At 58.8% G+C, this 26,530-nt stretch carries 26 protein-coding genes and 1 tRNA gene; 15 read left to right on the top strand and 12 right to left on the bottom strand.

The genetic code is table 11. The features are described from left to right. Positions 1-97 precede the first annotated feature (97 nt). The 15 genes from QMK58_RS23855 (at position 98) to nadA (ending at position 11,804) form a co-directional block, all read left to right on the top strand. The gene (locus tag QMK58_RS23855; protein ID WP_053155325.1) at positions 98-844 is read left to right on the top strand and encodes a YebC/PmpR family DNA-binding transcriptional regulator; all 747 of its coding nucleotides are present in this window, start codon (positions 98-100) and stop codon (positions 842-844) included. A 152-nt stretch (positions 845-996) separates the two neighbouring features. Next, complete coding sequence (gene ruvC, locus QMK58_RS23850) at positions 997-1,521, top strand: crossover junction endodeoxyribonuclease RuvC (RefSeq protein WP_046042207.1); 525 nt, start codon at positions 997-999, stop codon at positions 1,519-1,521. Positions 1,522-1,635: 114 nt separating this feature from the next. Further along, positions 1,636-2,244 (top strand): Holliday junction branch migration protein RuvA, encoded by a 609-nt coding sequence (gene ruvA, locus QMK58_RS23845; protein WP_007995640.1) that lies wholly within the window; start codon positions 1,636-1,638, stop codon positions 2,242-2,244. Next, positions 2,245-3,306, top strand: a complete 1,062-nt coding sequence (gene ruvB, locus QMK58_RS23840) for a Holliday junction branch migration DNA helicase RuvB (protein ID WP_053155327.1) — start codon at positions 2,245-2,247, stop codon at positions 3,304-3,306. It begins immediately after the preceding gene. A gap of 127 nt (positions 3,307-3,433) precedes the next feature. After that, positions 3,434-3,901 (top strand): tol-pal system-associated acyl-CoA thioesterase, encoded by a 468-nt coding sequence (ybgC, locus tag QMK58_RS23835; protein ID WP_053155328.1) that lies wholly within the window; start codon positions 3,434-3,436, stop codon positions 3,899-3,901. Next, on the top strand, positions 3,891-4,586 hold the full coding sequence (gene tolQ / locus QMK58_RS23830) for a protein TolQ (protein WP_034149144.1): 696 nt from the start codon (positions 3,891-3,893) through the stop codon (positions 4,584-4,586). The genes ybgC and tolQ overlap by 11 nt, the downstream gene beginning before the upstream one ends. Before the next feature lie 23 nt (positions 4,587-4,609). Further along, positions 4,610-5,062 carry a protein TolR gene (gene tolR, locus QMK58_RS23825; protein WP_172681793.1) on the top strand — a complete coding sequence of 151 codons (453 nt, stop codon included), beginning with the start codon at positions 4,610-4,612 and terminating at the stop codon, positions 5,060-5,062. Continuing rightward, positions 5,062-6,141, top strand: coding sequence for a cell envelope integrity protein TolA (gene tolA, locus QMK58_RS23820; protein WP_320395527.1), 1,080 nt, complete (start codon positions 5,062-5,064; stop codon positions 6,139-6,141). The genes tolR and tolA overlap by 1 nt, the downstream gene beginning before the upstream one ends. Positions 6,142-6,158: 17 nt before the next feature. Beyond that, positions 6,159-7,439 (top strand): Tol-Pal system beta propeller repeat protein TolB, encoded by a 1,281-nt coding sequence (tolB, locus tag QMK58_RS23815; protein ID WP_172681794.1) that lies wholly within the window; start codon positions 6,159-6,161, stop codon positions 7,437-7,439. Between the two features lie 52 nt (positions 7,440-7,491). After that, on the top strand, positions 7,492-7,989 hold the full coding sequence (gene pal, locus QMK58_RS23810) for a peptidoglycan-associated lipoprotein Pal (RefSeq protein ID WP_053155337.1): 498 nt from the start codon (positions 7,492-7,494) through the stop codon (positions 7,987-7,989). A gap of 6 nt (positions 7,990-7,995) precedes the next feature. Continuing rightward, positions 7,996-8,829, top strand: a complete 834-nt coding sequence (ybgF, locus tag QMK58_RS23805; RefSeq protein ID WP_320395526.1) for a tol-pal system protein YbgF — start codon at positions 7,996-7,998, stop codon at positions 8,827-8,829. Between the two features lie 166 nt (positions 8,830-8,995). Next, positions 8,996-9,643 carry a 7-carboxy-7-deazaguanine synthase QueE gene (queE, locus tag QMK58_RS23800; protein ID WP_053155342.1) on the top strand — a complete coding sequence of 216 codons (648 nt, stop codon included), beginning with the start codon at positions 8,996-8,998 and terminating at the stop codon, positions 9,641-9,643. 1 nt (position 9,644) lies between these two features. Continuing rightward, positions 9,645-10,337 (top strand): 7-cyano-7-deazaguanine synthase QueC, encoded by a 693-nt coding sequence (gene queC, locus QMK58_RS23795; RefSeq protein ID WP_053155344.1) that lies wholly within the window; start codon positions 9,645-9,647, stop codon positions 10,335-10,337. A 63-nt stretch (positions 10,338-10,400) separates the two neighbouring features. Beyond that, a tRNA-Lys gene (locus QMK58_RS23790) sits at positions 10,401-10,476 on the top strand. Positions 10,477-10,745: 269 nt separating this feature from the next. Continuing rightward, positions 10,746-11,804 (top strand): quinolinate synthase NadA, encoded by a 1,059-nt coding sequence (nadA, locus tag QMK58_RS23785; protein WP_053155346.1) that lies wholly within the window; start codon positions 10,746-10,748, stop codon positions 11,802-11,804. A gap of 103 nt (positions 11,805-11,907) precedes the next feature. On the opposite strand, the gene QMK58_RS23780 is transcribed toward nadA, so the two are convergent. From QMK58_RS23780 to arcD, 12 genes are all read right to left on the bottom strand, one after another. Then, a complete protein-coding gene (locus QMK58_RS23780; RefSeq protein ID WP_053155348.1) occupies positions 11,908-12,396 on the bottom strand; it encodes an RDD family protein in 489 nt (162 codons plus the stop codon). 96 nt (positions 12,397-12,492) lie between these two features. Next, on the bottom strand, positions 12,493-12,705 hold the full coding sequence (locus tag QMK58_RS23775) for a cold-shock protein (protein ID WP_007977299.1): 213 nt from the start codon (positions 12,703-12,705) through the stop codon (positions 12,493-12,495). A gap of 404 nt (positions 12,706-13,109) precedes the next feature. After that, positions 13,110-14,234 carry a glycine cleavage system aminomethyltransferase GcvT gene (gene gcvT / locus QMK58_RS23770; RefSeq protein ID WP_320395525.1) on the bottom strand — a complete coding sequence of 375 codons (1,125 nt, stop codon included), beginning with the start codon at positions 14,232-14,234 and terminating at the stop codon, positions 13,110-13,112. Between the two features lie 36 nt (positions 14,235-14,270). Next, a complete protein-coding gene (locus tag QMK58_RS23765) occupies positions 14,271-15,647 on the bottom strand; it encodes an L-serine ammonia-lyase (RefSeq protein WP_053155352.1) in 1,377 nt (458 codons plus the stop codon). A gap of 204 nt (positions 15,648-15,851) precedes the next feature. Further along, positions 15,852-18,719 (bottom strand): aminomethyl-transferring glycine dehydrogenase, encoded by a 2,868-nt coding sequence (gcvP, locus tag QMK58_RS23760; RefSeq protein ID WP_053155354.1) that lies wholly within the window; start codon positions 18,717-18,719, stop codon positions 15,852-15,854. Positions 18,720-18,730: 11 nt separating this feature from the next. Further along, a complete protein-coding gene (gene gcvH / locus QMK58_RS23755) occupies positions 18,731-19,114 on the bottom strand; it encodes a glycine cleavage system protein GcvH (protein ID WP_053155356.1) in 384 nt (127 codons plus the stop codon). A gap of 414 nt (positions 19,115-19,528) precedes the next feature. Next, a complete protein-coding gene (locus QMK58_RS23750; RefSeq protein ID WP_053155357.1) occupies positions 19,529-21,037 on the bottom strand; it encodes a sigma-54-dependent transcriptional regulator in 1,509 nt (502 codons plus the stop codon). A gap of 187 nt (positions 21,038-21,224) precedes the next feature. Next, positions 21,225-21,587: a DUF5064 family protein gene (locus tag QMK58_RS23745; protein ID WP_320395524.1), complete on the bottom strand. Its 363-nt coding sequence runs from the start codon at positions 21,585-21,587 to the stop codon at positions 21,225-21,227. A gap of 12 nt (positions 21,588-21,599) precedes the next feature. Further along, a complete protein-coding gene (arcC, locus tag QMK58_RS23740; RefSeq protein WP_053155361.1) occupies positions 21,600-22,529 on the bottom strand; it encodes a carbamate kinase in 930 nt (309 codons plus the stop codon). A gap of 165 nt (positions 22,530-22,694) precedes the next feature. After that, on the bottom strand, positions 22,695-23,705 hold the full coding sequence (locus QMK58_RS23735; protein WP_053155362.1) for an ornithine carbamoyltransferase: 1,011 nt from the start codon (positions 23,703-23,705) through the stop codon (positions 22,695-22,697). Positions 23,706-23,773: 68 nt separating this feature from the next. Continuing rightward, on the bottom strand, positions 23,774-25,024 hold the full coding sequence (arcA, locus tag QMK58_RS23730; protein ID WP_320395523.1) for an arginine deiminase: 1,251 nt from the start codon (positions 25,022-25,024) through the stop codon (positions 23,774-23,776). Positions 25,025-25,056: 32 nt separating this feature from the next. Next, complete coding sequence (arcD, locus tag QMK58_RS23725) at positions 25,057-26,484, bottom strand: arginine-ornithine antiporter (protein ID WP_320395522.1); 1,428 nt, start codon at positions 26,482-26,484, stop codon at positions 25,057-25,059. Positions 26,485-26,530 lie beyond the last annotated feature (46 nt).

Below are 26,530 nucleotides of genomic sequence, written 5' to 3'. Positions count from 1 at the left end.
CCCTTTCTTTATAGGCAGATCTGTACAGGATTTCTGTTTGCCGGCCGACGCAATGCAGCGCGGCGGGCAATGTTTCAAAGAGAATTCGGAGCGAGATATGGCAGGTCATTCCAAGTGGGCGAACATCAAGCACCGCAAAGAACGTCAGGATGCCAAAAAAGGCAAGATTTTCACCAAGTGGATTCGTGAGCTGACCGTCGCGGCCCGTCAGGGTGGTGGTGATCCAGGTTCCAACCCACGTCTGCGTCTGGCGTTGGACAAGGCCCTTGGCGCGAACATGAGTCGCGACATCATTGACCGCGCAGTCGCCCGTGGTGCCGGCGCCGCCGATACCGACGATATGGTCGAACTGACCTACGAGGGCTACGGCCCGGGTGGCGTCGCGGTGATGGTCGAGTGCATGACCGACAACCGTAATCGCACCGCAGCTGCGGTTCGCCACGCGTTCAGCAAATGCGGCGGCAATCTCGGCACTGACGGCTCGGTGGCTTACCTGTTCGAGCGCAAGGGGCAGATTTCCTTCGCCGCCGGCGTGGATGAAGACGCGCTGATTGAAGCGGCCATGGAAGCCGACGCTGACGACGTGGTGACCAACGAAGACGGTTCTATCGACGTGTTCACTTCGTTTGCCGGTTTCTATGCCGTTCGTAACGCGCTGGAAGCGGCCGGTTTCAAGGGTGATGATGCAGAAATCGTCATGCTGCCGACCACCAGTGCCGAGCTCGATCTGGAGGGTGCCGAGAAGGTCCTCAAGCTGATCGATATGCTAGAAGACCTGGACGACGTGCAAAACGTCTACTCCAACGCGGAGATTCCGGAGTCGGTGGCCGCACAGCTCGGTTGAGGTATTGAAAGATCGCAGCCTTTACCCGTTCCCGTAGGAGCTGGCGAAGCCTGCGATCTTTTGATTTTCGGTGGTTTATTTAAAAGATCGCAGCCTTCGGCAGCTCCTACACAGTTATCCTCCGTTAACCGCGATCTCTTTCTGCAGGCGTTATGACTTTAATCCTTGGTATCGACCCCGGTTCGCGCATCACCGGTTATGGTGTTGTTCGCGATACCGGCCGTGGTTGCGAGTATGTGGCCTCCGGCTGCATCCGTACCGGCGCCGGCGAGTTGCATGAGCGCTTGCAGATTGTCTATCGCGGTGTCCGGGAAATCATTCAGACGTACCATCCGGTAACCATGGGCATCGAAAAGGTGTTCATGGCGCGCAACGCCGACTCTGCCCTGAAACTGGGCCAGGCCCGCGGTGCCGCCATTGTGGCGGGCGCGGAAGAAAACCTGGAAATTGCCGAATACTCCGCGACCCAGGTCAAACAAGCCGTGGTCGGCACCGGCGCGGCGAATAAAGAACAAGTGCAGATGATGGTCATGCATATGCTGAAATTGACCAGCAAACCTCAGATCGATGCCTCGGACGCCCTGGCCATTGCCATTTGTCATGCTCATACCCGGTCCAGCCTGTTGCCCCACGGTCTGGGTGCGGCACGCAGTCGTGGCGGGCGCCTGCGTCTCTGATAGCATCAGCAGTCATTTTCATGGAATGTGGAATTTTCGCCTGGGTTGTCGGCGATACTTCCTCATTCCGTCAGTCGCTGGCCCAGAGCTGGCCAACGCTCAAGGATTTGTAACGTGATTGGACGTTTGCGCGGCACCCTGGCTGAGAAGCAGCCACCGCATCTGATTCTGGATGTAAATGGTCTGGGTTATGAGCTTGAAGTGCCCATGACGACTCTGTATCGCTTGCCGTCGGTCGGTGAGCCGCTGACCTTGCACACCCATCTGGTCGTGCGCGAAGACGCGCAGTTACTCTATGGTTTTGTCGGCAAGCGTGAGCGAGACTTTTTTCGCGAATTGATCCGCCTCAATGGTGTCGGGCCAAAGCTGGCCCTGGCCTTGATGTCTAGCCTGGAAGTCGACGAGTTGGTCCGCTGCGTGCAGTCCCAGGACACCTCGGCGCTGACCAAGGTGCCGGGCGTGGGCAAGAAGACCGCCGAGCGTTTGCTGGTGGAACTGAAGGATCGTTTCAAGGCATGGGAAACCGTACCGGCCATGTTTGCGCTGGTACCGAACCAGCCGGATGGGCCAGCCCCGGTGAACACCGCTGAAAACGACGCGGTCAGCGCCTTGATTTCCCTGGGTTACAAACCCCAGGAGGCAAGCAAGGCGGTGTCTGCGATCAAGGAGAAAGGTTTGAGCAGCGAAGACATGATCCGCCGTGCCTTGAAGGGGATGATCTAAGTGATTGAAGCTGATCGTCTGATTGCTGCCACGACGGCCCCTCGTGACCGCGAGGAAGTCCAGGATCGCGCCATTCGCCCGGTCAGTCTGGCCGAATACATCGGCCAGCCGACCGTTCGTGAACAAATGGAGTTGTTCATCCAGGCGGCGCGCGGGCGTAACGAATCGCTGGATCACACCCTTATCTTCGGCCCGCCGGGCTTGGGTAAAACCACCCTGGCAAACATCATTGCCCAGGAAATGGGCGTGTCGATCAAGAGCACGTCCGGCCCGGTGCTGGAACGCCCCGGTGATCTGGCGGCGCTGCTGACCAACCTTGAACCACATGATGTGTTGTTCATCGACGAAATCCATCGGCTGTCACCGATCGTCGAAGAAGTGCTTTACCCGGCCATGGAAGATTTCCAGCTCGACATCATGATCGGCGAGGGGCCGGCGGCGCGCTCGATCAAACTGGATCTGCCACCGTTCACCCTGGTCGGCGCGACCACGCGGGCAGGGATGCTGACCAACCCGTTGCGCGACCGTTTCGGCATCGTTCAGCGTCTTGAGTTCTACAACAACGCTGACCTGTCGACGATTGTCAGTCGTTCGGCGAGCATTCTCGGTTTGCCGCTGGACCCGGAAGGTGCGTTCGAAATCGCCCGCCGTGCTCGCGGCACCCCGCGGATCGCCAACCGCTTGCTGCGTCGGGTGCGCGATTTCGCCGAAGTGCGTGCCAAGGGGCATATCACCAAGCCGATTGCCGACCTGGCGCTGAACCTGCTGGACGTTGATGAGCGTGGCTTCGATCATCAGGACCGACGTCTGTTGTTGACCATGATCGAGAAGTTCGATGGCGGTCCGGTCGGTGTGGACAGTCTGGCCGCCGCGATCAGCGAGGAGCGCCACACCATTGAAGACGTGCTGGAGCCTTACCTGATCCAGCAGGGCTACATCATGCGCACGCCACGGGGGCGAGTGGTGACGCGACATGCCTACCTGCATTTCGGTTTAAACATTCCGTCACGATTGGGCGAAATGCCCGTGGTAGACGAGTTTCTTGATGTCGTGGACGATTAATCACCTTTGCGTGCTGATTTTTTCGGGCAATGTGTGGTCCCACGACCGTACTTTTGCGCGAAAGCCGCAGAACAATGAAAAACAGTTGCCTGGCCGGATTGGCAACCTGAGGAGTAAGCACTAGAGTATGCGCGCGCAAAACGGGCTGGAGCCTTTCGCACATCGTTGTCGCGTTTATTACGAGGACACCGATGCGGGCGGCATCGTGTATTACGTTAATTACCTCAAGTTTATGGAACGGGCTCGAACCGAGCGGCTACGAAATCTGGGCTTTGCCCAATCGCAGCTGGCAGGTGAGGACCTGTTGTTTGTCGTGCATTCCAGCGAAGCGCGTTACCACGCGCCGGCGCGACTGGACGACGAACTGCTGGTAAGCGCTGAAGTAATCGAATTGAACCGTGTCAGCCTGCGTTTCAAGCAGCAGGTCAGGCGGGCTACGGATGATGCGCTGCTCTGCGAAGGGCAGTTTCTGGTGGCCTGTGTGCGCACTGAAAGTTTAAAACCCCGGGCCATTCCCGAAGCTCTACGAGCGGCCTTTGCCGACGTGAGCGGCGCGGGTACACACTCAAAGCAGGAGATAAAGCGTGGAAGCTAACGTCGTCGACCATTCCTCCATGTGGAGCCTGGTCAGCAATGCCAGTATCGTGGTGCAACTGGTAATGCTGACCCTGGTAGCCGCATCGGTGACCTCATGGATCATGATCTTTCAGCGCAGCAACCTGCTGCGCGCCGGTCGACGTGCCCTGGAGAGCTTTGAAGAGCGCTTCTGGTCGGGTATCGACCTGTCCAAACTCTACCGTCAGGCCGGCAGCAACCCGGACCCTGATTCAGGCGTCGAGCAAATTTTCCGCGCCGGCTTCAAGGAATTCTCCCGTCTGCGCCAGCAGCCAGGCGTGGACCCGGAAGCGGTCATGGAAGGCGTGGCCCGTGCCATGCGCGTTGCCATTTCCCGTGAAGAAGAAAAGCTTGAGCAGAGCCTTCCGTTTTTGGCGACCGTTGGTTCCGTGAGCCCGTACATCGGTCTGTTCGGTACGGTGTGGGGCATCATGAACTCCTTCCGTGGTCTGGCGACCGCGCAGCAAGCGACCCTGGCCACTGTGGCTCCGGGTATCGCCGAAGCACTGATCGCTACCGCGATCGGTCTGTTCGCCGCCATTCCTGCCGTAATCGCCTACAACCGTTTTGCCGCTCGCAGCGAAACGCTGATCAGCCGTTACTACACCTTCGCCGATGAATTCCAGGCGATCCTGCACCGCAAAGTGCACACCAGCGAAGAATAAGCAGGTAATTTCCAATGGCTTTAATCGCTCGAGCTCGCAAAAAGCGCAAGCCGGTTGCCGAGATGAACGTGGTGCCTTACATCGACGTGATGCTGGTACTGCTGGTCATTTTCATGGTGACCGCGCCGATGCTCAATCAGGGCGTGAAAGTTGATCTGCCCAAGGTTTCCAGCGAAGCCTTGCCGCAGGACAACAACACCCAGGTCCTGACCATTTCGATCAAGGCTGACAAGACCTATTACTGGAACCTTGGCAGCGAAGTCGATACAGAAAAGCAGCAGGACAAGGCCATGACCTTGCCGCAGATGACCGACGCCGTGACCAAGATCATTCGCGCCGGCAACGAAGGCGGCAAGCACACCCAGGTGTTCATTCGTGGCGACAAGACGGTCGACTACGGCGCCGTCATGGGTGCAATGGGCGGGTTGCAGAAAGCCGGGGTCGGTAATGTTGGCTTGATTACCGAGGCACCCTGATGCAACAAATGCGAGAGCCGTCCGCCTCGGAAAGTTACTTCTGGCCCAGTGTCTGGGCGATTGGCTTGCACGTGCTGGTGTTCGGCATGCTGTTTGTCAGTTTCGCCTTTACCCCGGAGTTACCGCCGGCCAAGCCGATTGTCCAGGCGACCTTGTACCAGCTGAAATCGAAAAGTCAGGCGACCACCCAGACCAATCAGAAGATTGCGGGTGAAGCGAAGAAGTCCGCCGCGCGCCAGACCGAAGTCGAGCAGATGGAACAGAAAAAGGTCGAGCAGGAAGCAGTGAAGGCTGCGGAACAAAAGAAAGAAGAAGCGGCTCAAAAGGCCGAGGAAGCCAAGAAGGCCGACGAGTCGAAGAAAGCGGAAGAGGCGAAAAAGGCTGACGAAGCCAAGAAAGCCGACGAAGCGAAGAAGACTGCTGAAGCCAAGAAGGCAGAAGAGAAACAATTGGCTGATATAGCCAAGAAGAAAGCGGAAGAAGAAGCCAAGAAGGCTGCTGAAGAAGAGGCCAAGAAAGCGGCCGCTGAAGAAGCCAAGAAAAAGATCGTCGAAGACGCAAAGAAGAAAGCCGCGGAAGACGCCAAGAAGAAAGCTGAAGCTGAAGAGGCGAAGAAGAAAGTCGCCGAAGACGCGAAGAAGAAAGCCGCTGCCGACGCTGCGAAGAAAAAATCGCAGGATGCGGCACGTAAATCCGCCGAAGACAAAAAGGCCCAGGCCTTGGCAGATTTGCTTTCCGATACGCCACAGCGTCAGCAGGCCTTGGCCGATGAGCAGGGTGACGAAGTCGCCGGCAGTTTCGATGACCTGATTCGTGCACGTGCTGCGGAAGGCTGGGCTCGTCCACCTTCGGCGCGCAAAGGCATGACAGTGGTGTTGCAAATCGGCATGTTGCCGGACGGTACGCTGACCTCGGTAAGCGTTTCCAGGTCCAGCGGCGACGGTCCGTTTGACGCATCGGCTGTGGCAGCGGTGAAGAATATTGGACGTTTGACAGAAATGCAGGGAATGAAGCCGAGCGATTTCGCTCCGTATCGTTCATTCAAGATGACATTCACACCTGAGGATCTAGCCTTGTGAGAAACCTTCTTCGAGGAATGCTCGTCGTTATCTGCTGCATGGCAGGGTTAGCGATGGCAGATGAGAAAAACATTCTGGTCACCAGCGGCAGCGATCGGGCAACTCCGATTGCAGTCGTGCCGTTCGGTTTCCAGGGCGGCAGCGTGCTGCCGGACGATATGGCCGAAATCATCGGTAACGACCTGCGCAACTCGGGTTACTACTCGCCGATTCCAAAGCAGAACATGATCAGCCAGCCAAGCCAGGCCAGCGAAATCATCTACCGTGACTTCAAGGCGCTCGGTGCGCAGTACGTCATGGTTGGCAGCATTGTTCCGGCCGGCGGTCGCCTGCAGGTGCAATACGCACTGTTCAACGTCGCCACCGAACAGCAAGTGCTGACCGGTAGCGTGTCGGGTGGCGTTGATCAACTGCGCGACATGGCGCACTACATCTCCGACCAGTCGTTCGAAAAACTCACGGGTATCAAAGGTGCGTTCTCGACTCGCTTGCTGTACGTGACGGCCGAGCGTTTCTCCGAAAAGAACACTCGCTACACGCTGCAGCGTTCGGATTATGACGGTGCCCGTGCGGTAACCCTGCTGCAATCGCGTGAGCCGATCCTGTCGCCGCGTTTTGCACCGGACGGCAAGCGCATCGCTTATGTCTCCTTCGAGCAGAAGCGTCCACGCATCTTCATGCAGAACATCGACACCGGTCGCCGTGAGCAGATCACCAACTTCGAAGGTCTGAACGGCGCGCCAGCCTGGTCGCCGGATGGCAATCGCCTGGCGTTCGTACTGTCGAAAGACGGCAACCCGGACATCTACGTGATGAACCTCGGTTCGCGTCAGATCACTCGCGTTACCAACGGTCCCGGCATCAACACCGAACCGTTCTGGGGCAAGGATGGTTCGACCATCTACTTCACGTCTGACCGTGGCGGCAAACCACAGATCTACAAGACCAGCGTCGGTGGTGGCGGTGCTGAACGTGTGACTTTCGTCGGTAACTACAACGCCAACCCTAAACTGTCGGCTGATGAAAAGACGCTTGTCATGATTCATCGTCAGGATGGTTTCACCAATTTCAAGGTGGCGGCCCAGGATTTGCAGCGCGGTAGCGTAAAAATCCTCACTGATAGCACTCTGGACGAGTCGCCTACTGTCGCGCCCAACGGCACCATGGTAATCTACGCCACCCGCCAGCAGGGCCGGGGAGTCTTGATGCTCGTGTCCATCAATGGACGCGTAAGGCTCCCGCTTCCTACCGCACAAGGCGAAGTCAGAGAACCTTCCTGGTCCCCTTACCTGAACTGACGCGGCGCTTTACGTTGTACTTAACACACTGGGGTTCATTAGGAGTTTCACGATGGAAATGCTGAAGTTTGGTAAATTTGCTGCGCTGGCACTGGCCATGGCTGTAGCTGTAGGTTGCTCGTCCAAAGGCGGCGACAATGCCGGTGAAGGCGCGGTAGATCCAAACGCTGGTTACGGCGCAAACACTGGTGCAGTTGACGGCTCCCTGAGCGAAGAAGCTGCACTGCGCGCTATCACCACTTTCTACTTCGAATACGACAGTTCGGATCTGAAACCAGAAGCCATGCGCGCTCTGGACGTTCACGCCAAAGACCTGAAAGCAAACGGCGCTCGCGTTGTTCTGGAAGGCAACACCGACGAACGTGGTACTCGTGAGTACAACATGGCACTGGGCGAGCGTCGTGCGAAAGCCGTTCAGCGTTACCTGGTACTGCAAGGTGTTTCCCCAGCTCAGCTGGAACTGGTTTCCTACGGCGAAGAGCGTCCAGTTGCTACCGGTAACGACGAGCAGTCCTGGTCTCAAAACCGTCGCGTCGAACTGCGTAAGTAATTCGTCATGCGAACGTGCCGTCGTGCTGTAACTGTTTTGGCTCTCAGCCTCGCTCCGCTTGCGGTGTGGGCTGCGGTTCCTGTGGTCGAGGACAACTCCGGCTATAACAATAGCGGGAGCAGTTATCCGCCTGCAGGTTACGGTACGAGCGGCGCCTATGCCGGGGGAGGGGTTTCGACCCCTGTCTCGGCACAGGGCCAGCTGTTCAACCAACTGCAACAAATGCAGGATCAGATCTCGCGCCAGCAAGGTGTGATCGAAGAACTGCAAAATGATGTAGCGCGCATGAAGCAGGAAAGCCTGGAGCGATACCAGGATCTTGATCGGCGCATAGGAACCGGCGTTGCACCAGCCGCGACTCCTGATAATTCTTCCACCGGTGGCGATTTGAATGCCCCCGGCGCAGCTGCAGGCGCTGGCGCAGCGGCCGCTCAAGCGCCCGCCGCGGGTAGCGAGCCAGCGGATCCGGCGAAGGAAAAGCTCTATTACGACGCTGCCTTCGACCTGATCAAGGCCAAGGATTTCGACAAGGCCAGTCAGGCTTTCGCCGCTTTCCTGCGCAAATACCCGAACAGTCAGTACGCGGGCAATGCCCAATACTGGCTGGGCGAAGTGAACCTGGCCAAAGGTGATCTGCAAGGTGCAGGTCAGGCATTTGCCAAGGTTTCCCAGCTGTATCCCAAGCACGCCAAAGTGCCTGATTCGCTGTACAAGCTTGCTGATGTAGAGCGCCGCCTGGGTCATACCGACAAGGTCAAAGGCATTCTGCAGCAGGTCGTGTCCCAGTATCCGGGCACGTCGGCCGCTCAGTTGGCACAGCGCGATCTGCAAAAAATGTAAGGCTGCCTGACCTGTTTCGAAGAAACCCGCGCTTGTCGCGGGTTTTTTCGTTAGAATTCACGCCCTTTTTATGAAACACGCTTTTTGGTGCCTGCGCATTGCCGGGGTTCCTTGAAGTGCCTGACGGAGGCGGACAGCCTGTTTAGCTGTTACGCCCGTGGCGACTATGCAAGACACATTGAGAATCACCGAAGTTTTCTACTCGTTGCAGGGTGAAACACGGACTGCCGGGCTGCCCACTGTTTTTGTGCGCCTGACCGGTTGTCCTCTGCGTTGCCAGTACTGCGACAGCGCCTACGCCTTCACTGGCGGGACCATCCGCACCCTCGATGACATCCTCGAGCAGGTCGCCGGATTCCGTCCGCGTTATGTCTGTGTCACGGGCGGCGAGCCTTTGGCCCAACCCAACGCCATTCCATTGCTCAAACGCTTGTGCGATGCCGGTTACGAAGTGTCACTGGAAACCAGTGGCTCTATTGATATCTCGGCGGTGGATTCCCGAGTCAGTCGCGTTGTCGACCTGAAGACACCGGGTTCGAAGGAAGCACACCGCAACCGCTACGAAAACATTGAACTGCTCACACCCAACGACCAGGTGAAGTTTGTCATCTGTTCGCGGGAAGACTATGACTGGTCAGTGTCCAAGCTGATCCAGTACGGTCTGGATCGGCGTGCCGGTGAAGTGCTGTTTTCGCCAAGTCACCATGATCTCAATGCTCGGGATCTGGCGGATTGGGTGGTGGCGGACAATCTGCCAGTGCGCTTGCAATTGCAGCTGCATAAATATCTTTGGAATGACGAGCCGGGGCGCTGAGATGACTGATCAATTGAACACCACCGAAAAACGCGCGGTCATCTTGCTGTCTGGCGGTCTGGATTCCGCCACCGTCGTGGCCATGGCTCGCGCCGAAGGCTACAGCTGCTACACCATGAGCTTCGACTATGGTCAGCGCTCCCATGCCGAACTGCACGCCGCGGCGCGTGTTGCTCGCGATCTGGGTGTAGTCGAGCACAAAGTGATCGGCCTTAACCTGAACGGCATGGGCGGCTCCGCACTGACGGACAGCAGCATCGATATTCCAGAAGAGTTGGGTGAGGGCATTCCGGTGACTTACGTGCCAGCGCGTAACACGGTGTTCCTGTCTCTGGCGTTGGGCTGGGCTGAAGTGCTTGGCGCACGTGACATCTTCATCGGTGTGAATGCGGTGGACTACTCCGGTTACCCGGATTGCCGTCCCGAATTCATCGAGTCTTTCGAGCGCATGGCCAATCTGGCCACCAAGGCCGGTGTCGAGGGCAATGGTTTCCGCATCCAGGCACCGCTGCAAAACCTCAGCAAGGCGCAGATCGTCCAGGCGGGTGTGAAGCTGGGGGTGGATTATGGCCTGACCGTTTCCTGCTATCAGGCCGATGATAACGGCCGTGCATGCGGTAAGTGCGACAGCTGCCGACTGCGTGCAGAAGGCTTTGCGGCAGCCGGAATCAGCGATCCAACCCCTTATTTTTGATTTATTTCAAAATAGGTGTTGAATAGTCCTTAAAAATCAGTATTATACGCGCCACCACACAGCGGGTCGTTAGCTCAGTTGGTAGAGCAGTTGGCTTTTAACCAATTGGTCGTAGGTTCGAATCCCACACGACCCACCATTTTCAAAGCAGTTTTAAAAGTCTGGAAGGCCCACGCAAGTGAGGATTTCCGGATTTTTTTTTGCCTGCGATTCAGGGCGGCCACTTCAGGCTGCACCGCATGACCAAGTCAGAATCACCTTTTGCATCCGTCGGATATTCTGTAGCCTTGCGCAGCTCCAACGCTGTCCGTGCCTGATCAATACTCACTTTCCCGGCGGTACCCTGAAGGGTCCGGAGCCGGGTGTATACTCGACTTTCGCGCGAATGCGCCTGCAGGTCTTGCGAACATGACGCAGATTTCCGAACGCCTTCTGGTTCAAGCCCACCTCGATGCCAAGCAGCCCAAGCCGCTGACCGCTGACGAAGAGGCTTACTATCGCGCCGCCATCGCTGCCGAGCTCAAGGCTCAGGACGCGGTGCTGGTTGCACACTTCTATTGCGATCCGGTGATTCAGGCCCTGGCCGAAGAAACCGGAGGCTGCGTTTCCGACTCGCTGGAAATGGCCCGTTTCGGCAACGCTCATCCGGCCAGGACAGTCGTTGTCGCCGGCGTGAAATTCATGGGTGAGACGGCAAAAATCCTCAACCCTGAAAAACGCATCCTCATGCCGACCCTGGAGGCGACCTGTTCGCTGGACCTGGGTTGCCCGGTCGATGAGTTTTCGGCGTTTTGCGATCAGCATCCGGAGCGCACGGTGGTGGTATATGCCAACACCTCCGCGGCGGTCAAAGCCCGGGCGGACTGGGTCGTGACTTCAAGCTGTGCCCTGGAGATCGTTGAAAGCCTGATGGATAACGGCGAAACCATCATCTGGGGCCCGGACAAGCACCTGGGCACCTACATTCAACGCAAGACCGGCGCCGACATGCTGCTGTGGGACGGTGCCTGCATCGTTCACGAAGAGTTCAAGTCCAAGCAGCTCGAAGACATGAAAGCGCTGTACCCGGATGCGGCGATCCTGGTGCACCCTGAATCGCCGACCTCGGTGATCGAACTGGCGGATGCCGTAGGCTCGACCAGTCAATTGATCGCGGCGGCACAGAGCCTGCCTAACAAGACGCTGATCGTCGCAACCGACCGCGGCATCTTCTACAAGATGCAGCAGCTGTGCCCGGACAAAGTCTTCATCGAAGCGCCTACGGCCGGTAACGGCGCCGCATGCCGCAGTTGCGCGCATTGCCCGTGGATGGCGATGAACACGCTTGAGCGCACGCTGAAGAGCTTGAAGGAAGGCGCGAATGAGATCTTTGTGGATCCGGCGCTGATTCCGCAGGCGATTCGCCCGCTGAAGCGGATGCTTGATTTCACTCAGGCTGCGCGGATGAAGCTGGCCGGTAACGCATAAAGTCAAAAGCCAAGATCAAAAAGATCGCAGCCTTCGGCAGCTCCTAGATGGTTTTGTTTTCACCTGCAGGAGCTGCCGAAGGCTGCGATCTTTTTTGTGGCTGTTACTTGGTTTTCTTTGGAATCCGCACCAGCTGCGTATTTGAATACATGTCATGCCAGCTGCGTTTCTGCTTGTCGAACAGCGACCAGAAGAACCCCAGTCCAACGCACAGCAGTGAGGCGATCGACACCACAAAGCGCAGTAGCGCCTGCCACAGGCTGATGGACGAACCATCGGTATTCTGTACCCGAATGCACCACACCTGCATGCCAAGCGTCTGGCCGGAATACGTCCAGAACTTGGCGAAGAACCCAAACAGTACAAACAGCAGGACCGTCGAGAGCAAAGGATCACCATCCAGAGCCCCGGCTTCGGTCAGGGTGCGCATTTTTTCTTCGCCAATGATCGCCATCTGAACCATCTTGTAGATGCCGCTGGTGACGATCAGCAGGGCAGTGCACAACAGAAAGTCGTAGAACATCGCTGCCAGGCGACGACCCAGGCCTGCGACAGGAAAGTCGCCCTGAGGGGTAAGCAGGTGTTTCGACATGGCAGGCTCTCGGTGGAAAAAGAAAGCCATTTTACGGATTTACGCGCACAAAAAAGCCCCTGATGTCAGCATCAGAGGCTTTTTCGTAACAGAAGATTAGGCTTCTGCTTGAACTTCGTCAGCCTGCATGCCTTTCTGGCCCTGCACGGCGATGAAGGTCACTTTCTGGCCTTCTTTCAGGCTCTTGAAGCCGTTGCCCTGGATGGCGCGGAAATGCACGAACAGATCCGGACCGCTTTCAGGAGTGATAAAACCAAAACCTTTCTCGTCGTTAAACCACTTGACGGTACCGCTCTGACGTTGGGACATTTCTTATTTCCTTTGACGCAAAAATTAATGACAGTCTCCTTCACATGAAAGAGTACTGGGGCTGGTTGCAGGAGAGTAAGAAGACGTCGAACGGGATGTAGCTAACTTGTAGGCTACTGCCCAGGTCACGATTCCAAGCGACCCATGCAAACACAGTGAACAAACTCTACGCCAACTACGGGAGAAAAAACAAGCCCCCGTAGAAGGCCCGTATTTGCTCAGGTTGATGGCGTTTAGTCAGTTCAGCAGGTGTTCTATGCAGGTGCCTTGTTCAATTGTGTTCGATCGTTATAAGCAAAGTTCATAATCGAAGCTTAGAGCTAAAACAGTGCACTGCTTTATGGCGGTTGCGTTACACATTAGTGCACTGTTAACGCAACCGCGTTACTTATAGGAACAGTTAATCAGCCGCGATAGTAGCGTTGAGGAACAAATGGCATTTTGCTTACCAGCAAAGGCACCTTTTTCCCACGAACAATCGCCCAGACAGGTGTGTCCAGCGCGACGTAAGCGCTGTCGACGTAACCCATTGCCAAAGGACCCGCCAGGGTCGGCCCGAAACCACCGCTGCAGACGGCGCCAATGATCTCGCCAGTCTCGTTGACGATTTCGGCACCTTCGCGCACCGGGGTGCGTTCTTGCGGCAACAGGCCAACACGTTTACGGCTGACACCGCCTTGCTGCTGGACGAATACGTTTTCAGCGCCAGGGTAGCCGCCGGCACGTGCGCCATCGGCACGACGCGGTTTGGAAATCGCCCACAGCAAGCTCGCTTCGATCGGGGTGGTGTCGGTGTTCATGTCGTGGCCATACAGGCACAGGCCGGCCTCCAGGCGCAGGGAATCGCGAGCGCCAAGGCCAATGGCCTCCACTTCCGGTTCGGCCAGCAGGGCGCGCGCCAAGGCTTCTGCGTTGGCCGCCGGCACGGAAATTTCGAAACCGTCTTCGCCGGTATATCCCGAGCGGCTGATGAAGCAATCCGCGCCCAGCAAGTTGACGCGGGCGAACTGCATGAACGTCATCTTCGCAACGGTAGGTGCCAGACGTGCCAGTACTGTTACGGCAGCAGGACCTTGAAGGGCCAGCAGGGCTCGTTCTTCGAACAAGGGTTCGATCGTGCACTGTTCGCCGATGTGCTTGCGCAGATGCGCCAGGTCCTGATCCTTGCAGGCGGCGTTGACCACCAGGAACAGTTCGTCGTTACCCAGATTGGCAACCATCAGGTCGTCGAGGATGCCGCCGGTCTCGTTGGTAAACATGGCGTAGCGCTGCATGCCCACCGGCAGGTCGATGATGTCCACCGGCACCAGGGTTTCCAGGGCCTTGGCGGCGTCAGCGCCTGTCAGGCGGATCTGGCCCATGTGGGAGACATCGAACAGCCCGGCCTTATCGCGAGTGTGCTGGTGTTCTTTCATCACGCCCAACGGGTATTGCACGGGCATGTCATAACCGGCGAACGGCACCATGCGCGCGCCGAGTTCGATGTGCAGGGCGTGCAAGGGGGTTTTCAACAGTTGTTCGGTGGACATATTCAGCTCCTGAAAAGTTGTGCAGATGAGCGCACATCAGCACTCGATAATGTTGACCGCCAAACCGCCGCGGGCGGTTTCCTTGTATTTGCTTTTCATATCGGCGCCGGTCTGGCGCATGGTGCGGATGACCTTGTCGAGGGAGACGAAGTGTTGCCCGTCACCGCGCATGGCCATGCGCACGGCATTGATGGCCTTGACCGAGCCCATGGCGTTGCGCTCGATGCAAGGCACCTGTACCAGCCCGCCAATCGGGTCGCAGGTCAGGCCGAGGTTGTGTTCCATGCCGATCTCGGCGGCGTTTTCCACTTGCTGCACGGTGCCGCCAAGGACTTCGCACAAAGCGCCCGCAGCCATCGAACACGCCACGCCGACTTCGCCCTGGCAGCCGACTTCGGCGCCAGAGATCGAGGCGTTTTCTTTGTACAGAATGCCGATGGCCGCGGCCGTCAGCAGGAAACGCACGACGCCGTCGTCATTCGAACCCGGGATAAATCGCATGTAGTAATGCAGCACGGCGGGAATGATCCCGGCGGCGCCATTGGTCGGCGCGGTCACAACGCGCCCGCCATTAGCGTTTTCTTCGTTGACCGCCAGCGCGTAGAGGTTGACCCAGTCGAGCACTGACAGTGGGTCGCGCAATGATGATTCGGGGTTCTTGCACAGTTGCCGGTGCAGCGCGGCGGCCCGTCGCTTGACCTTCAGGCCGCCGGGCAGGATGCCTTCATTGCGGCAACCGGCGGCGACGCAGTCCTGCATCACCTGCCAGATTTTCAGCAGGCCGGCGCGGGTTTCCGCTTCCGGCCGCCAGGCGCTTTCATTGGTCAGCATCACCTGGCTGATCGACAGCCCATATTTGACGCAATGACCGAGCAAGTCCTTGGCGCTTTTAAACGGGAATGTCAGGGGGGTGGTGTCTTCGACGATGCGGTCGGCGCCGGCAGCGTCCTCATCGACCACAAATCCGCCGCCGACCGAGTAGTACTCGCGGCTGCGGATTTGCAGCCCAGCGGCGTCGAATGCGCGGAAGATCATGCCGTTGGGGTGATAGGCCAACGGTTTGCGAATCATCGCCAGGTGTTCTTTCTCGTTGAACGCAATGCTGTGTTCACCGAGCAGGTTCAAACGACCGTTGCTGCGAATCTCTTGCAGGCGCGCTACGACGGTTTCGGTGTCGACGGTGTCCGGGTGTTCGCCTTCCAGGCCCAGCAGCACAGCCTTGTCGCTGCCGTGCCCCTTGCCGGTAGCGCCGAGAGAACCATACAGCTCGACTTTGATGCTGGCGGTGGCTTCAAGCAGGTTTTCGCGGCGCAAACCTTCGACGAAGCGCGCAGCAGCGCGCATCGGGCCGACGGTGTGGGAGCTGGAGGGGCCGATGCCAATCTTGAACAGGTCGAACACGCTTAACGACATGAGTTGTTCTCCGGTTTCTTGTTATAGGAATTCGCGGATTGTCAGGCTTGATGCAATCCTTGTGGGAGCTGGCTTGCCAGCGATGACGGTGTGTCAGGCAACAGAAATGTAGGCTGATCCATCCTCATCGCTGGCAAGCCAGCTCCCACAGGGTTTTGTGATGTTCCTGGATAAGGGGGCGAGCAGACCCGCCCCCTTATCCGTTTAAGCGTAGCTTTCGATCGACGGGCAGGCGCACACCAGGTTGCGATCGCCAAACACGTTGTCGACACGACCGACCGGCGGCCAGTACTTGCCTTCGATCAGCGAGGCAACCGGGTAAACGGCCTGCTCGCGGCTGTAAGGGTGGGACCACTCACCGACCAGCTCTGCCGCCGTGTGCGGAGCGTTTTTCAGTGGGTTGTCTTCCTTGTCCAGGGTGCCGTTTTCCACTGCGCGGATTTCTTCGCGGATGCGGATCATGGCGTCGCAGAAGCGGTCCAGCTCTTCCTTGGATTCGCTCTCGGTCGGCTCGATCATCAGCGTTCCAGCGACCGGGAACGACATGGTCGGGGCGTGGAAACCAAAGTCGATCAGGCGCTTGGCCACGTCATCGACGCTGATGCCGCTGCTGTCTTTGAGCGGACGCAGGTCGAGGATGCATTCGTGCGCGACCAGGCCGTTACTGCCGGTGTACAGCACTGGATAGTGCTCTTCGAGGCGACGGGAAATGTAGTTGGCATTGAGGATTGCCAGCTGCGAAGCGCGCTTGAGACCCGCGCCCCCCATCATACGAATGTACATCCAGGTGATCGGCAGAATGCTTGCGCTGCCGAACGGTGCTGCGCAGACCGCGCCTTCCTTGCGTTCCATCTGGGCGTGGCCCGGCAGGAATGGAGTCAGGTGCGATTTCACGCCAATCGGGCCGACACCCGGGCCGCCACCGCCATGTGGAATGCAGAAGGTCTTGTGCAGGTTCAGGTGCGAGACGTCCCCGCCGAACTTGCCCGGGGCGCAGAGGCCGACCATTGCGTTCATGTTGGCGCCGTCGATGTACACCTGGCCGCCGTTGTCATGAATGATGCCGCAGATTTCGCGGATGCCTTCTTCGAACACACCGTGGGTCGACGGGTAGGTGATCATCAGCGCGGCGAGGTGTTCGCGGTGCTCGATGGCCTTGGCGCGCAGGTCTTCGATGTCAACGTTGCCACGGGCATCGCAAGCAGTCACGACAACGCGCATGCCAGCCATTTGGGCGGTGGCCGGGTTGGTGCCGTGGGCCGACGACGGGATCAGGCAGATGTCGCGACGGTCTTCGCCACGGCTCTGGTGATAGGCGCGAATAGCCAGCAGACCGGCGTATTCACCTTGGGAACCGGCGTTCGGTTGCAGCGAGATCGAGTCGTAACCGGTGGCGGCGCAGAGCATCGCTTCCAGTTCGTCGGTCAGTTGCTGGTAGCCGGCACTTTGCTCGGCTGGAGCGAACGGGTGCAGGGCGCCGAACTCGGCCCAGGTCACCGGGATCATTTCGCTGGCGGCGTTGAGTTTCATGGTGCACGAGCCCAGCGGGATCATGGTGCGGTCCAGTGCCAGGTCCTTGTCGGCGAGCTTGCGCAGGTAGCGCATCAGCTCGGTTTCCGAATGGTAGCGGTTGAACACCGGGTGGCTGAGGATCGGCGATTGACGCACCAGCGCGGCCGGGATAGTGCTGACCACCGAAGCGGCGAGAGCAGCGAAGTCCGGCAGTGCTTTACCCTCGGCGAAAATGCCCCACAGGGTTTCAACGTCGGCCTGGGTGGTGGTTTCGTCGAGGGACAGGCCCAGACGTTCGGCGTCGACCACGCGCAGGTTGATCTGCTGGGCGCGAGCCTGTTCGTGCAGTTTGGCGGTGTTGGCGCCAGTGGCTACGGTCAGAGTGTCGAAGAAGCTTTCCTGTTCAACGCCCAGGCCCAAAGCGTTCAAGCCCTTGGCCAGGATCGCGGTCAGGTGATGCACGCGATTGGCGATCTGCGTCAGGCCTTTTGGACCGTGGTACACGGCGTACATGCTGGCGATGTTGGCCAGCAGCACTTGTGCGGTGCAGATGTTGGACGTGGCTTTCTCGCGGCGGATGTGTTGTTCGCGGGTCTGCATCGCCAGGCGCAGGGCCGGCTTGCCGAAACGGTCCACGGATACGCCGACCAGACGGCCTGGCATATCACGCTTGAACGCATCTTTGGTGGAGAAGTAGGCCGCGTGCGGGCCACCGAAGCCCAGTGGTACGCCGAAGCGTTGGGCGCTACCGATGGCCACGTCGGCGCCGAATTCGCCTGGCGGGGTCAGCAGGGTCAGCGCCAACAGGTCAGCGGCTACGGCAACCAACGCGTGGGCGGCGTGGAAGCGTTCGGTCAGTTCGCTGTAGTCGAACACATCACCGTTGCTTGCCGGGTATTGCAGCAGGGCGCCGAAGAAAGCGCTGACGTCGGTCAGCTCACGCTCGTCGCCAACCACCACGTCGATGCCCAGTGGCTCGGCACGGGTGCGCAGTACGTCGAGGGTTTGCGGGTGGCAATGCGCGGAAGCGAAGAACTGGTGGCTGCCCTTGTTCTTGCTCAGGCGTTTGCAGAACGTCATGGCTTCGGCAGCGGCGGTGGCTTCGTCGAGCAGGGAAGCGTTGGCGATCGGCAGGCCGGTGAGGTCGCTGATCAGGGTCTGGAAGTTCAGCAACGCTTCGAGACGCCCCTGGGAAATTTCTGGCTGGTACGGGGTGTAAGCGGTGTACCAGGCCGGGTTTTCCAGCAGGTTGCGCAGGATCGGCGACGGCGTGTGGGTGCCGTAGTAGCCTTGGCCGATGTGAGTCTTGAAAAGCTGGTTCTTGCCGGCGATGGACTTGATCAGCGCCAGGGCATCGGCTTCGCTCAGACCGTCTTCCAGGCCGAGGACGCTGGTGCCCTTGATGCTGTCGGGAATAACGCTGGCGCTCAGGGCTTCCAGGCTGTCGAAGCCAAGGCTGTTGAGCATGGCTTGCTCGTCACCGGCACGAGGGCCGATGTGACGGGCGATGAATTCATTGGCGGTACTTACATTTACAACAGCAGGATTCACTTCAGTCATGTCTGTGCTCCTCAGGCTTCGGCTTGGGCTTTGATCAGGCGGTCGTAGGCGTCCTGATCCAGCAGTTGGGCGACTGCTTGAGCGTCGCTTGGCTGGAAACGGAAGAACCAGCCTTCGCCCAGCGGATCTTCGTTGACCAGCTCAGGGCTGCTGTCGAGCGCCGGATTCACTTCCAGCACTTCACCGTCCAATGGCATGTAGACACCGCTTGCAGCTTTTACCGATTCAACCGTGGCGGCTTCGGCGCCTTTTTCGTAGGACTGCAGCTCAGGCAGTTGTACGAAAACCACGTCGCCCAAGGCGTTTTGTGCGAAAGCGGTGATGCCGACCGTAACGCTGCCGTCAGCTTCGGTGCGCAGCCATTCGTGATCTTCAGTAAAACGCAATTCGCTCATGGAAACTCCTAAGGGGCCAGACTCGTCTGGTGGACGCGATTGAAAGCTGGGGCAATGCCCGGTTATGACGGACTACATAGCAAGAACGCGGCCAATGTTTATTTTTCTATTAAATTCAATGACTTATATTAATTTTTGGGTGGCTGGATTTCGATGGCTGTAGCGAAATCGCTACGCCGTATGTCGCTGATAAAAGGCGAGGTGGATCAAAGCCTTGCAGGGCCGTGATCGGGGAGGGGTGTAGCGATATCGTTCCGCTGTAGCGCTTTCAGTACAGGTGGGGGTCGTTTTTAGACGTGATTTTCCGATGCATGGACATTCACGACCTGTAGGAGCCGGCTTGCTGGCGATCGCGATTTTGCAGACGCCATCGTCAGCAAGCCGGCTCCTACAGGTCGGTGTTCATCAGACTTTTCAGGCCTTGCCGGGAATCCCGTACTTGCGCAACCGATGGGCAATCGCGGTGTGGGAGGTTTGCAGGCGGGTTGCGAGTTGGCGGGTCGAGGGGTAGCTGGCGTAAAGTTTTTCCAGCAGGGTTTTCTCGAATTCGTCCATGGCCTGTTCCAGGCTGTCGACCTCGTGGTCGCCCTGGCGAGCGACCGAGGTGCCGGCGATGTCGAGGTCGCCGATGTCCACCAGGCTACTCTCGCAAATCGCGGCGGCACGGAAAATCACGTTCTGCAGTTGCCGTACGTTGCCGGGCCAGCGGTTGCCCAGCAGTGCCGGATAAGTGCCCGGCGCCAGGCGGCAGACCGGGCGCTGGATCTGCGCGCAGGCCTGCTGCATGAAGTAGCGAGCTAGCAGCAGGATGTCCTGGCCGCGTTCGCGCAGGGGCGGGACTTCGACATTGAGGACGTTGAGGCGATAGAACAGGTCTTCGCGAAACAGGCCTTCGCTGACCATTTTCTCCAGGTCGCGGTGGGTCGCGCTGAGGATACGTACGTTGACCTTCACCTCACGATCACCGCCCACCCGGCGAAAGCTGCCGTCGTTGAGAAAGCGCAGCAACTTGGCCTGCAAGTACGGTGACATCTCACCGATTTCGTCGAGGAACACCGTGCCCTGGTTGGCCAGTTCCATCAGCCCCGGTTTGCCGCCCCGTTGCGCGCCGGTGAAGGCGCCGGGGGCATAACCGAACAACTCGCTTTCGGCGAGGTTCTCCGGCAATGCCGCACAGTTCAACGCGAGAAATGGTGCGCTGTGTCGGGCGCTGATGGCGTGGCAGGCTCTGGCCACCAGTTCTTTGCCGGTGCCGGTTTCGCCCTGGATCAGCAGCGGTGCATCAAGGGTCGCGACCCGCTGGGCGCGTGCCTTCAGGGTGCGGATCACCGGGGATTCACCGAGCAGCGCGTCAAATCCTTCGGCGTGATCGTGGTGCAGTGCGGACAGGCGTTCGCCGATGCGGTTGGGCTGATACAGGGTCAGCAGGGCGCCGGCATCGGTGATTGGCGTGGCGTCCAGCAGCAAAGTCTGGCCGTTGACCGTGATTTCCCGCAGCGGCAGGCGAAAGCCGTGTTCAAGCAGGGCATCAAGCAAGGCCGGGTCGGCAAACAGGTCGGCGACGCTTTCACCGGCCGGTTCGCGACCGTACAGGGCGATCAATGCCGGGTTGGCCAGCAGCACCTTGCCGTCACTGTCCAGCGCCAGTACCGGGTCGGTCATGGCCGCGAGCAATGCATCGAGCTGCAAGTGTCGGCGCTGGCCGGGCAATATGTCGACCACCGTCACCGCTTGCACGCCACGTACGCTGAACAATGCATCGCGCAACTCTTCGAGGACCTGCGGGCTCAGGGTCGGGGCGTCGATGTAGACGTTGGGTGGAACCATTTCCACCGCATCCAGGTTGAGATTGCGCCCGCCGAGCAGGGCCAGGACTTCCTGGGTAATGCCGACGCGGTCGATGAAGCTGACGTGGATACGCATGGGGCGGTTTCGGGTTCTGCAGTGCGGAGGGGGGCAAGTATGCCTTGGTGAAGGGGTAGAGGTGAAATCCGCAGTCAGGTACAGCACCTGTAGGAGCCGGCATGCTGGCGATTCGGACGGTGCGGTATGTCAGTAATACCGCGTTATCGTTCATCGCTGGCAAGCCAGCTCCTACAAGGGATAGGGGTTACTCGAATTTCTCGAGATCTATCGGGTCGCCCGATTTCATATTCAGCTGCTCGCGGATGTCTTCGAACATCAGGTCGTAATGTTCATGTGACGAACCAATAGCGATTTTTTCTTTGGGAATGCCATATTTTTCGGCGATTTTCGTCACATTGCTCGCGAAGTTGTAGGCTTCTTCCTTGGGCAGGAAGAAGGGCTCCTTCAGTTCCTTGCCCTGAATGGTGCCATGCATGGTGAACTGAATGCCTTTTTCCCCTTTGGGGTTCTTGCTGACTTCATAGTCGAGGTGAATGTTGTAACTCACATCATCCTTGTTCAGCGCATGGCGCTCGATGTGCAAGTGACCAGGATCAAACGTTGCCATAAACACCTCTCCCTACAAGTAAGTAATGCCCGGTGTCGCCGTGCTGATGCGTGTGCCGGCGGTGCCCAGAATGATCGATTCAATGTCCGCCAGCGAGCCGATCACTGCGACTTTTCCAGTATGGCGTGCAAATTCGCAAGCTGCCTGCACCTTCGGTCCCATGGATCCGGCGGCGAAGCCGAGCTTTTCCAGTTCATCGGGGTGCGCCTGGGCGATGGCTTTCTGCGTCGGTTTGCCGAAGTCGATGAAGGCCGCGTTGACGTCGGTGGCGATCACCAGCAGATCGGCTTCAAGCTGTTCGGCCAGCAGCGCCGAGCACAAGTCCTTGTCGATGACGGCCTCGACGCCCTCCAGTTTGCCGGGGGACGTGTACATGGTTGGAATGCCGCCGCCACCGGCGCAGATCACGATGCTGTTTTTTTCCAGCAGCCACTTGATCGGACGGATTTCGAAGATGCGTTTCGGTCTTGGGCTGGCAACCACACGCCGATATTTGTCGCCGTCCGGGGCGATGGCCCAGCCTTTTTCGGCGGCCAGTGCCTCAGCCTCTGCTTTGGTATAGACCGGACCGATGGGTTTGGTTGGATTCTTGAACGCCGGGTCGTTGGCGTCGACTTCGACCTGGGTCAGCAAGGTAGCCAAGGGCACCTCGAAGTCCAGCAGGTTACCCAGTTCCTGTTCGATGATGTAGCCGATCATGCCTTCGGTCTCGGCACCGAGAACGTCCAGCGGATAGGGCGAAACCGAGGTGTAGGCCGCCGCCTGCAATGACAGCAGACCGACTTGCGGACCATTGCCGTGGGCGATGACCAGTTGGTTGCCGGGGTGGATCCTGGCGATCTGTTCGGTGGCGATCCGGATGTTGGCGCGCTGGTTGTCAGCGGTCATGGGTTCACCACGGCGGAGCAGGGCGTTGCCGCCCAGGGCTACGACGATACGCATGGTGCAGTCCTTCTAAACAGAGGAAAGGCAAACAACTCGATCCCCTGTAGGAGCAAGCTTGCTCGCGATAGGATCGCCGCGGTCGGTCAGAGATACCGAGGCGTGGCTATCGCAGGCAAGCCAGCTCCCACAGTGACCATGTCGTGTCAGTGGGAGCTGTATGGCTTACAGATCAGCCAGGGTCGACACCAGAATCGCCTTGATCGTGTGCATGCGGTTTTCCGCTTGCTCGAAGGCGATGCAGGCCGGCGACTCGAACACGTCATCGGTCACTTCGATGCCGTTGTTCAGGAACGGGTACTGCTCGGCAATCTGCTTGCCGATCTTGGTGTCGCAGTTGTGAAAGGCCGGCAGGCAGTGCATGAACTTGGTGCGCGGGTTGCCGGTGGCTTTCATCAACTCGGCGTTGACCTGATACGGCAGCAGTTGCTGGATGCGCTCAGCCCAGGCTTCGACCGGTTCACCCATCGACACCCAGACGTCGGTGTGGATGAAGTCCACGCCCTTGACCGCTTCTTTCGGGTCTTCGGTGAAGGTGATGCGCGCGCCGCTTTCTTCGCCATACTGTTTGCAGCGGGCCACCAGATCGTCCGCCGGCCACAGGGCTTTCGGCGCGCAGATGCGCACGTCCATGCCGAGTTTGGCGCCGATCAGCAGCAGCGAGTTACCCATGTTGTTGCGCGCATCGCCCAGGTAGGCGTAGCTGATCTCGTGGATCGGCTTGTCGGCGTGTTCGCGCATGGTCAGCACGTCGGCGATCATTTGGGTCGGGTGATATTCATCGGTCAGGCCGTTGAATACCGGGACGCCGGCAAACCTGGCCAGCTCTTCGACGATTTCCTGCTTGAAGCCACGGTACTCGATGGCGTCATACATGCGCCCGAGCACGCGGGCGGTGTCTTTCATGCTTTCCTTGTGACCGATCTGCGAAGAGTTTGGGTCAATGTAGGTGACGTTCGCGCCTTGGTCATAGGCCGCGACTTCGAAGGCGCAACGGGTGCGGGTCGAGGTCTTTTCGAAGATCAGGGCGATGTTGTTGCCCTTCAGGTGTTGCTGTTCGGTGCCGGTGTACTTGGCACGCTTGAGGTCGCGGGACAGGTCGAGCAGGTAGCGCAATTCGCGAGGGGTGTGGTGTTCCAGGCTCAGCAGATTGCGGTTGTGAATATTGAACGCCATTTTGGATCTCCTTGGGTTTGGGTAATCCCCTTGGCCGCGCGGGATACGCGTCGGCCAAGGTCAACAGGTTAGTAGTCGATCGGGTCGCGGATGATCGGGCAGGTCATGCAATGGCCGCCGCCCCGTCCACGGCCGAGTTCGCCGGCGCTGATGGTGATGACTTCCACGCCGGCCTTGCGCAGCAGGGTGTTGGTGTAGGTATTGCGGTCGTAACCGATGACCACGCCGGGTTCCAGGGCCACCACGTTGTTGCCGTCGTCCCATTGCTCGCGCTCGGCGGCGAAGCTGTTGCCGCCGGTTTCCACCACGCGCAGGGCCGTGAGGTTGAGGGCCTGGGCGACGGTATCGAGGAAGTTGGTTTGTTCACGGCGGATATCGATGCCGCCCGGTTTGCTGTCATCGGGACGCAGGGTGAAGGCGACAATCTGGTTTACCACTTCCGGAAAAATGGTCACCAGGTCGCGGTCGCAGAAGCTGAACACCGTGTCCAGGTGCATCGCCGCACGGGACTTCGGCAGGCCGGCGACGATCACTTTCTCGACGGCCTTGTTCTTGAACAGATTCACCGCCAGTTGGGCAATGGCCTGGCGCGACGAGCGCTCACCCATGCCGATCAGCACCACGCCGTTACCGATCGGCATTACATCACCGCCTTCGAGGGTGGAGTTGCCGTGCTCCAGGTCCGGATCGCCGTACCAGACTTGGAAATCGGCGCTGGTGAACTCGGGGTGGAATTTATAGATGGCAGTGGCCAGCAGGGTTTCCTGACGGCGCGCCGGCCAGTACATCGGGTTGAGCGTGACACCGCCGTAGATCCAGGAGGTGGTGTCGCGGGTGAACTGGGTGTTGGGCAGTGGCGGCAGAATGAAGCTGGAGTGGCCAACGAAATCGCGGAACATCTCGATGGCCTTGCCACCAAAACTGCTCGGCAAATCGTCGCCCGAAACGCCACCGATCAGGTACTCGGCAATCTTGCGCGGCTCCAGGCTGCGCAACCACGAAGCGGTTTCGTTGATAAGACCCAGTCCCACCGAATTGGCGGTGATCTTGCGCTCCAGAATCCAGTCCAGGGCTTCGGGGATGGCGACGATGTCGGTCAGCAGGTTGTGCATTTCCAGCACGTCGATGTTGCGTTCGCGCATCTTGGTGACGAAGTCGAAGTGGTCACGCTTGGCTTGCGCCACCCACAACACGTCATCGAACAGCAGTTCGTCGCAGTTGTTCGGGGTCAGCCGCTGATGGGCCAGTCCTGGGGAGCAAACCATGACTTTGCGCAGTTTGCCGGCCTCGGAATGTACGCCGTACTTTTCCATGGACATTACAGTGATCCTCCAGATGACAAAAACGTGTGTTACAGAGTCAGGAAGCCGTCGTAGAGACCATAGGCTGCCACCAGGGCGCCCGCGACCACTGCGGCGAAAATCAGCTTCTCGACGTGAGTGAAAACCGGTTTGTTGATTTCAAGCTTGGCCTTGGCGAACAGGATTACGCCGGGGGCGTAGAGCAGGGCCGAGAGCAGCAGGTATTTGATGCCGCCGGCGTAGATCAGCCAGACCGCGTAGATCAGGGCCACGGCGCTGATGAACAGGTCTTTCTTGCGTGCGGCCAGCGCACCTTCATAGGATTCGCCGCGCACCGCCAACAGGAGGGCGTAGGCCGCCGACCACAGGTAAGGCACCAGAATCATCGAGGTGGCGAGGTAGATCAGCGACAGGTAAGTACTGGCTGAAAACAGCGTGATCACCAGGAAAATCTGCACCATGGCGTTGGTCAGCCATAAGGCGTTGACCGGTACGTGGTTGGCGTTTTCCTTGCGCAGGAAAGCGGGCATGGTGTGGTCCTTGGCGGCGGCGAACATGATCTCCGCGCACAGCAACACCCACGACAGCAACGCACCGAGCAGCGAGATGATCAGGCCGACGCTGATCAGCACCGCGCCCCAGTGACCGACCACATGTTCCAGCACGGCAGCCATCGACGGGTTCTGCAACTCGGCCAGTTCCGGCTGCGTCATGATCCCCAGCGACAACACATTCACCAGCACCAGGAACAGCAGTACGGTGACGAAGCCGATGACCGTGGCTTTACCCACGTCGCTGCGTTTTTCCGCCCGGGCCGAGAAGATGCTCGCGCCTTCGATGCCGATGAACACCCACACGGTGACCAGCATCATCTTGCGCACCTGGTCCATCACGCTGCCAAGGTCCGGGTTCTTCAGGCCCCAGATGTCGGCGGTGAAGATGTCCAGTTTGAAGGCGAACAACGCGATCAGCATGAACAGCACCAGCGGCACGATCTTGGCGACCGTGGTCACCAGGTTGATGAACGCCGCTTCCTTGATCCCTCGCAACACGAGGAAGTGCACGGCCCAGAGCAGCACCGACGCACCGATCACCGCCGCCGGCGTATTGCCCTCGCCGAAAACCGGAAAGAAGTAGCCCAGGGTGCTGAACAGCAGCACGAAGTAGCCGACGTTGCCCAACCAGGCACTGATCCAGTACCCCCACGCCGACGAGAAGCCCATGTAGTCGCCGAACCCTGCCTTGGCGTAGGCATACACCCCGCCGTCGAGATCGGGCTTGCGGTTGGCCAGTGTCTGGAAAACAAAGGCGAGGGTGAGCATTCCGACCGCCGTAATCGCCCAGCCGATCAGAATGGCGCCGACATCGGCACTCGCCGCCATGTTTTGTGGCAGGGAAAAGATCCCGCCACCAATCATCGAGCCAACAACCAGCGCAACCAATGCGCCGAGTTTCAGTTTTCCGGGAGAGGCAGACATTGCGTGACACCAATGCAGTGGAAGAGCGGGCAGGCTAAGTCTGATG

The sequence above is a fragment of the Pseudomonas sp. P8_241 genome, from assembly GCF_034008315.1.
GTDB lineage: Bacteria > Pseudomonadota > Gammaproteobacteria > Pseudomonadales > Pseudomonadaceae > Aquipseudomonas.
This window is presented reverse-complemented; position numbering and strand designations above follow the sequence as displayed.

What these genes read in the sequence shown, in the direction of transcription:
- ruvC (WP_046042207.1), top strand. Translation starts at nt 997, where the DNA reads ATGACTTTAATCCTTGGTATCGACCCCGGTTCGCGCATCACCGGTTAT.
- QMK58_RS23855 (WP_053155325.1), top strand. Translation starts at nt 98, where the DNA reads ATGGCAGGTCATTCCAAGTGGGCGAACATCAAGCACCGCAAAGAACGT.
- QMK58_RS23735 (WP_053155362.1), bottom strand. Translation starts at nt 23,705, where the DNA reads ATGGCGTTCAATATTCACAACCGCAATCTGCTGAGCCTGGAACACCAC.
- queE (WP_053155342.1), top strand. Translation starts at nt 8,996, where the DNA reads ATGCAAGACACATTGAGAATCACCGAAGTTTTCTACTCGTTGCAGGGT.
- QMK58_RS23765 (WP_053155352.1), bottom strand. Translation starts at nt 15,647, where the DNA reads ATGTCGTTAAGCGTGTTCGACCTGTTCAAGATTGGCATCGGCCCCTCC.
- tolA (WP_320395527.1), top strand. Translation starts at nt 5,062, where the DNA reads ATGCAACAAATGCGAGAGCCGTCCGCCTCGGAAAGTTACTTCTGGCCC.
- gcvP (WP_053155354.1), bottom strand. Translation starts at nt 18,719, where the DNA reads ATGACTGAAGTGAATCCTGCTGTTGTAAATGTAAGTACCGCCAATGAA.
- gcvT (WP_320395525.1), bottom strand. Translation starts at nt 14,234, where the DNA reads ATGTCCACCGAACAACTGTTGAAAACCCCCTTGCACGCCCTGCACATC.
- arcA (WP_320395523.1), bottom strand. Translation starts at nt 25,024, where the DNA reads ATGTCCATGGAAAAGTACGGCGTACATTCCGAGGCCGGCAAACTGCGC.
- QMK58_RS23750 (WP_053155357.1), bottom strand. Translation starts at nt 21,037, where the DNA reads ATGCGTATCCACGTCAGCTTCATCGACCGCGTCGGCATTACCCAGGAA.
- nadA (WP_053155346.1), top strand. Translation starts at nt 10,746, where the DNA reads ATGACGCAGATTTCCGAACGCCTTCTGGTTCAAGCCCACCTCGATGCC.
- queC (WP_053155344.1), top strand. Translation starts at nt 9,645, where the DNA reads ATGACTGATCAATTGAACACCACCGAAAAACGCGCGGTCATCTTGCTG.
- tolB (WP_172681794.1), top strand. Translation starts at nt 6,159, where the DNA reads ATGCTCGTCGTTATCTGCTGCATGGCAGGGTTAGCGATGGCAGATGAG.
- gcvH (WP_053155356.1), bottom strand. Translation starts at nt 19,114, where the DNA reads ATGAGCGAATTGCGTTTTACTGAAGATCACGAATGGCTGCGCACCGAA.
- ybgC (WP_053155328.1), top strand. Translation starts at nt 3,434, where the DNA reads ATGCGCGCGCAAAACGGGCTGGAGCCTTTCGCACATCGTTGTCGCGTT.
- arcC (WP_053155361.1), bottom strand. Translation starts at nt 22,529, where the DNA reads ATGCGTATCGTCGTAGCCCTGGGCGGCAACGCCCTGCTCCGCCGTGGT.
- ybgF (WP_320395526.1), top strand. Translation starts at nt 7,996, where the DNA reads ATGCGAACGTGCCGTCGTGCTGTAACTGTTTTGGCTCTCAGCCTCGCT.
- QMK58_RS23775 (WP_007977299.1), bottom strand. Translation starts at nt 12,705, where the DNA reads ATGTCCCAACGTCAGAGCGGTACCGTCAAGTGGTTTAACGACGAGAAA.
- QMK58_RS23745 (WP_320395524.1), bottom strand. Translation starts at nt 21,587, where the DNA reads ATGGCAACGTTTGATCCTGGTCACTTGCACATCGAGCGCCATGCGCTG.
- pal (WP_053155337.1), top strand. Translation starts at nt 7,492, where the DNA reads ATGGAAATGCTGAAGTTTGGTAAATTTGCTGCGCTGGCACTGGCCATG.
- QMK58_RS23780 (WP_053155348.1), bottom strand. Translation starts at nt 12,396, where the DNA reads ATGTCGAAACACCTGCTTACCCCTCAGGGCGACTTTCCTGTCGCAGGC.
- arcD (WP_320395522.1), bottom strand. Translation starts at nt 26,484, where the DNA reads ATGTCTGCCTCTCCCGGAAAACTGAAACTCGGCGCATTGGTTGCGCTG.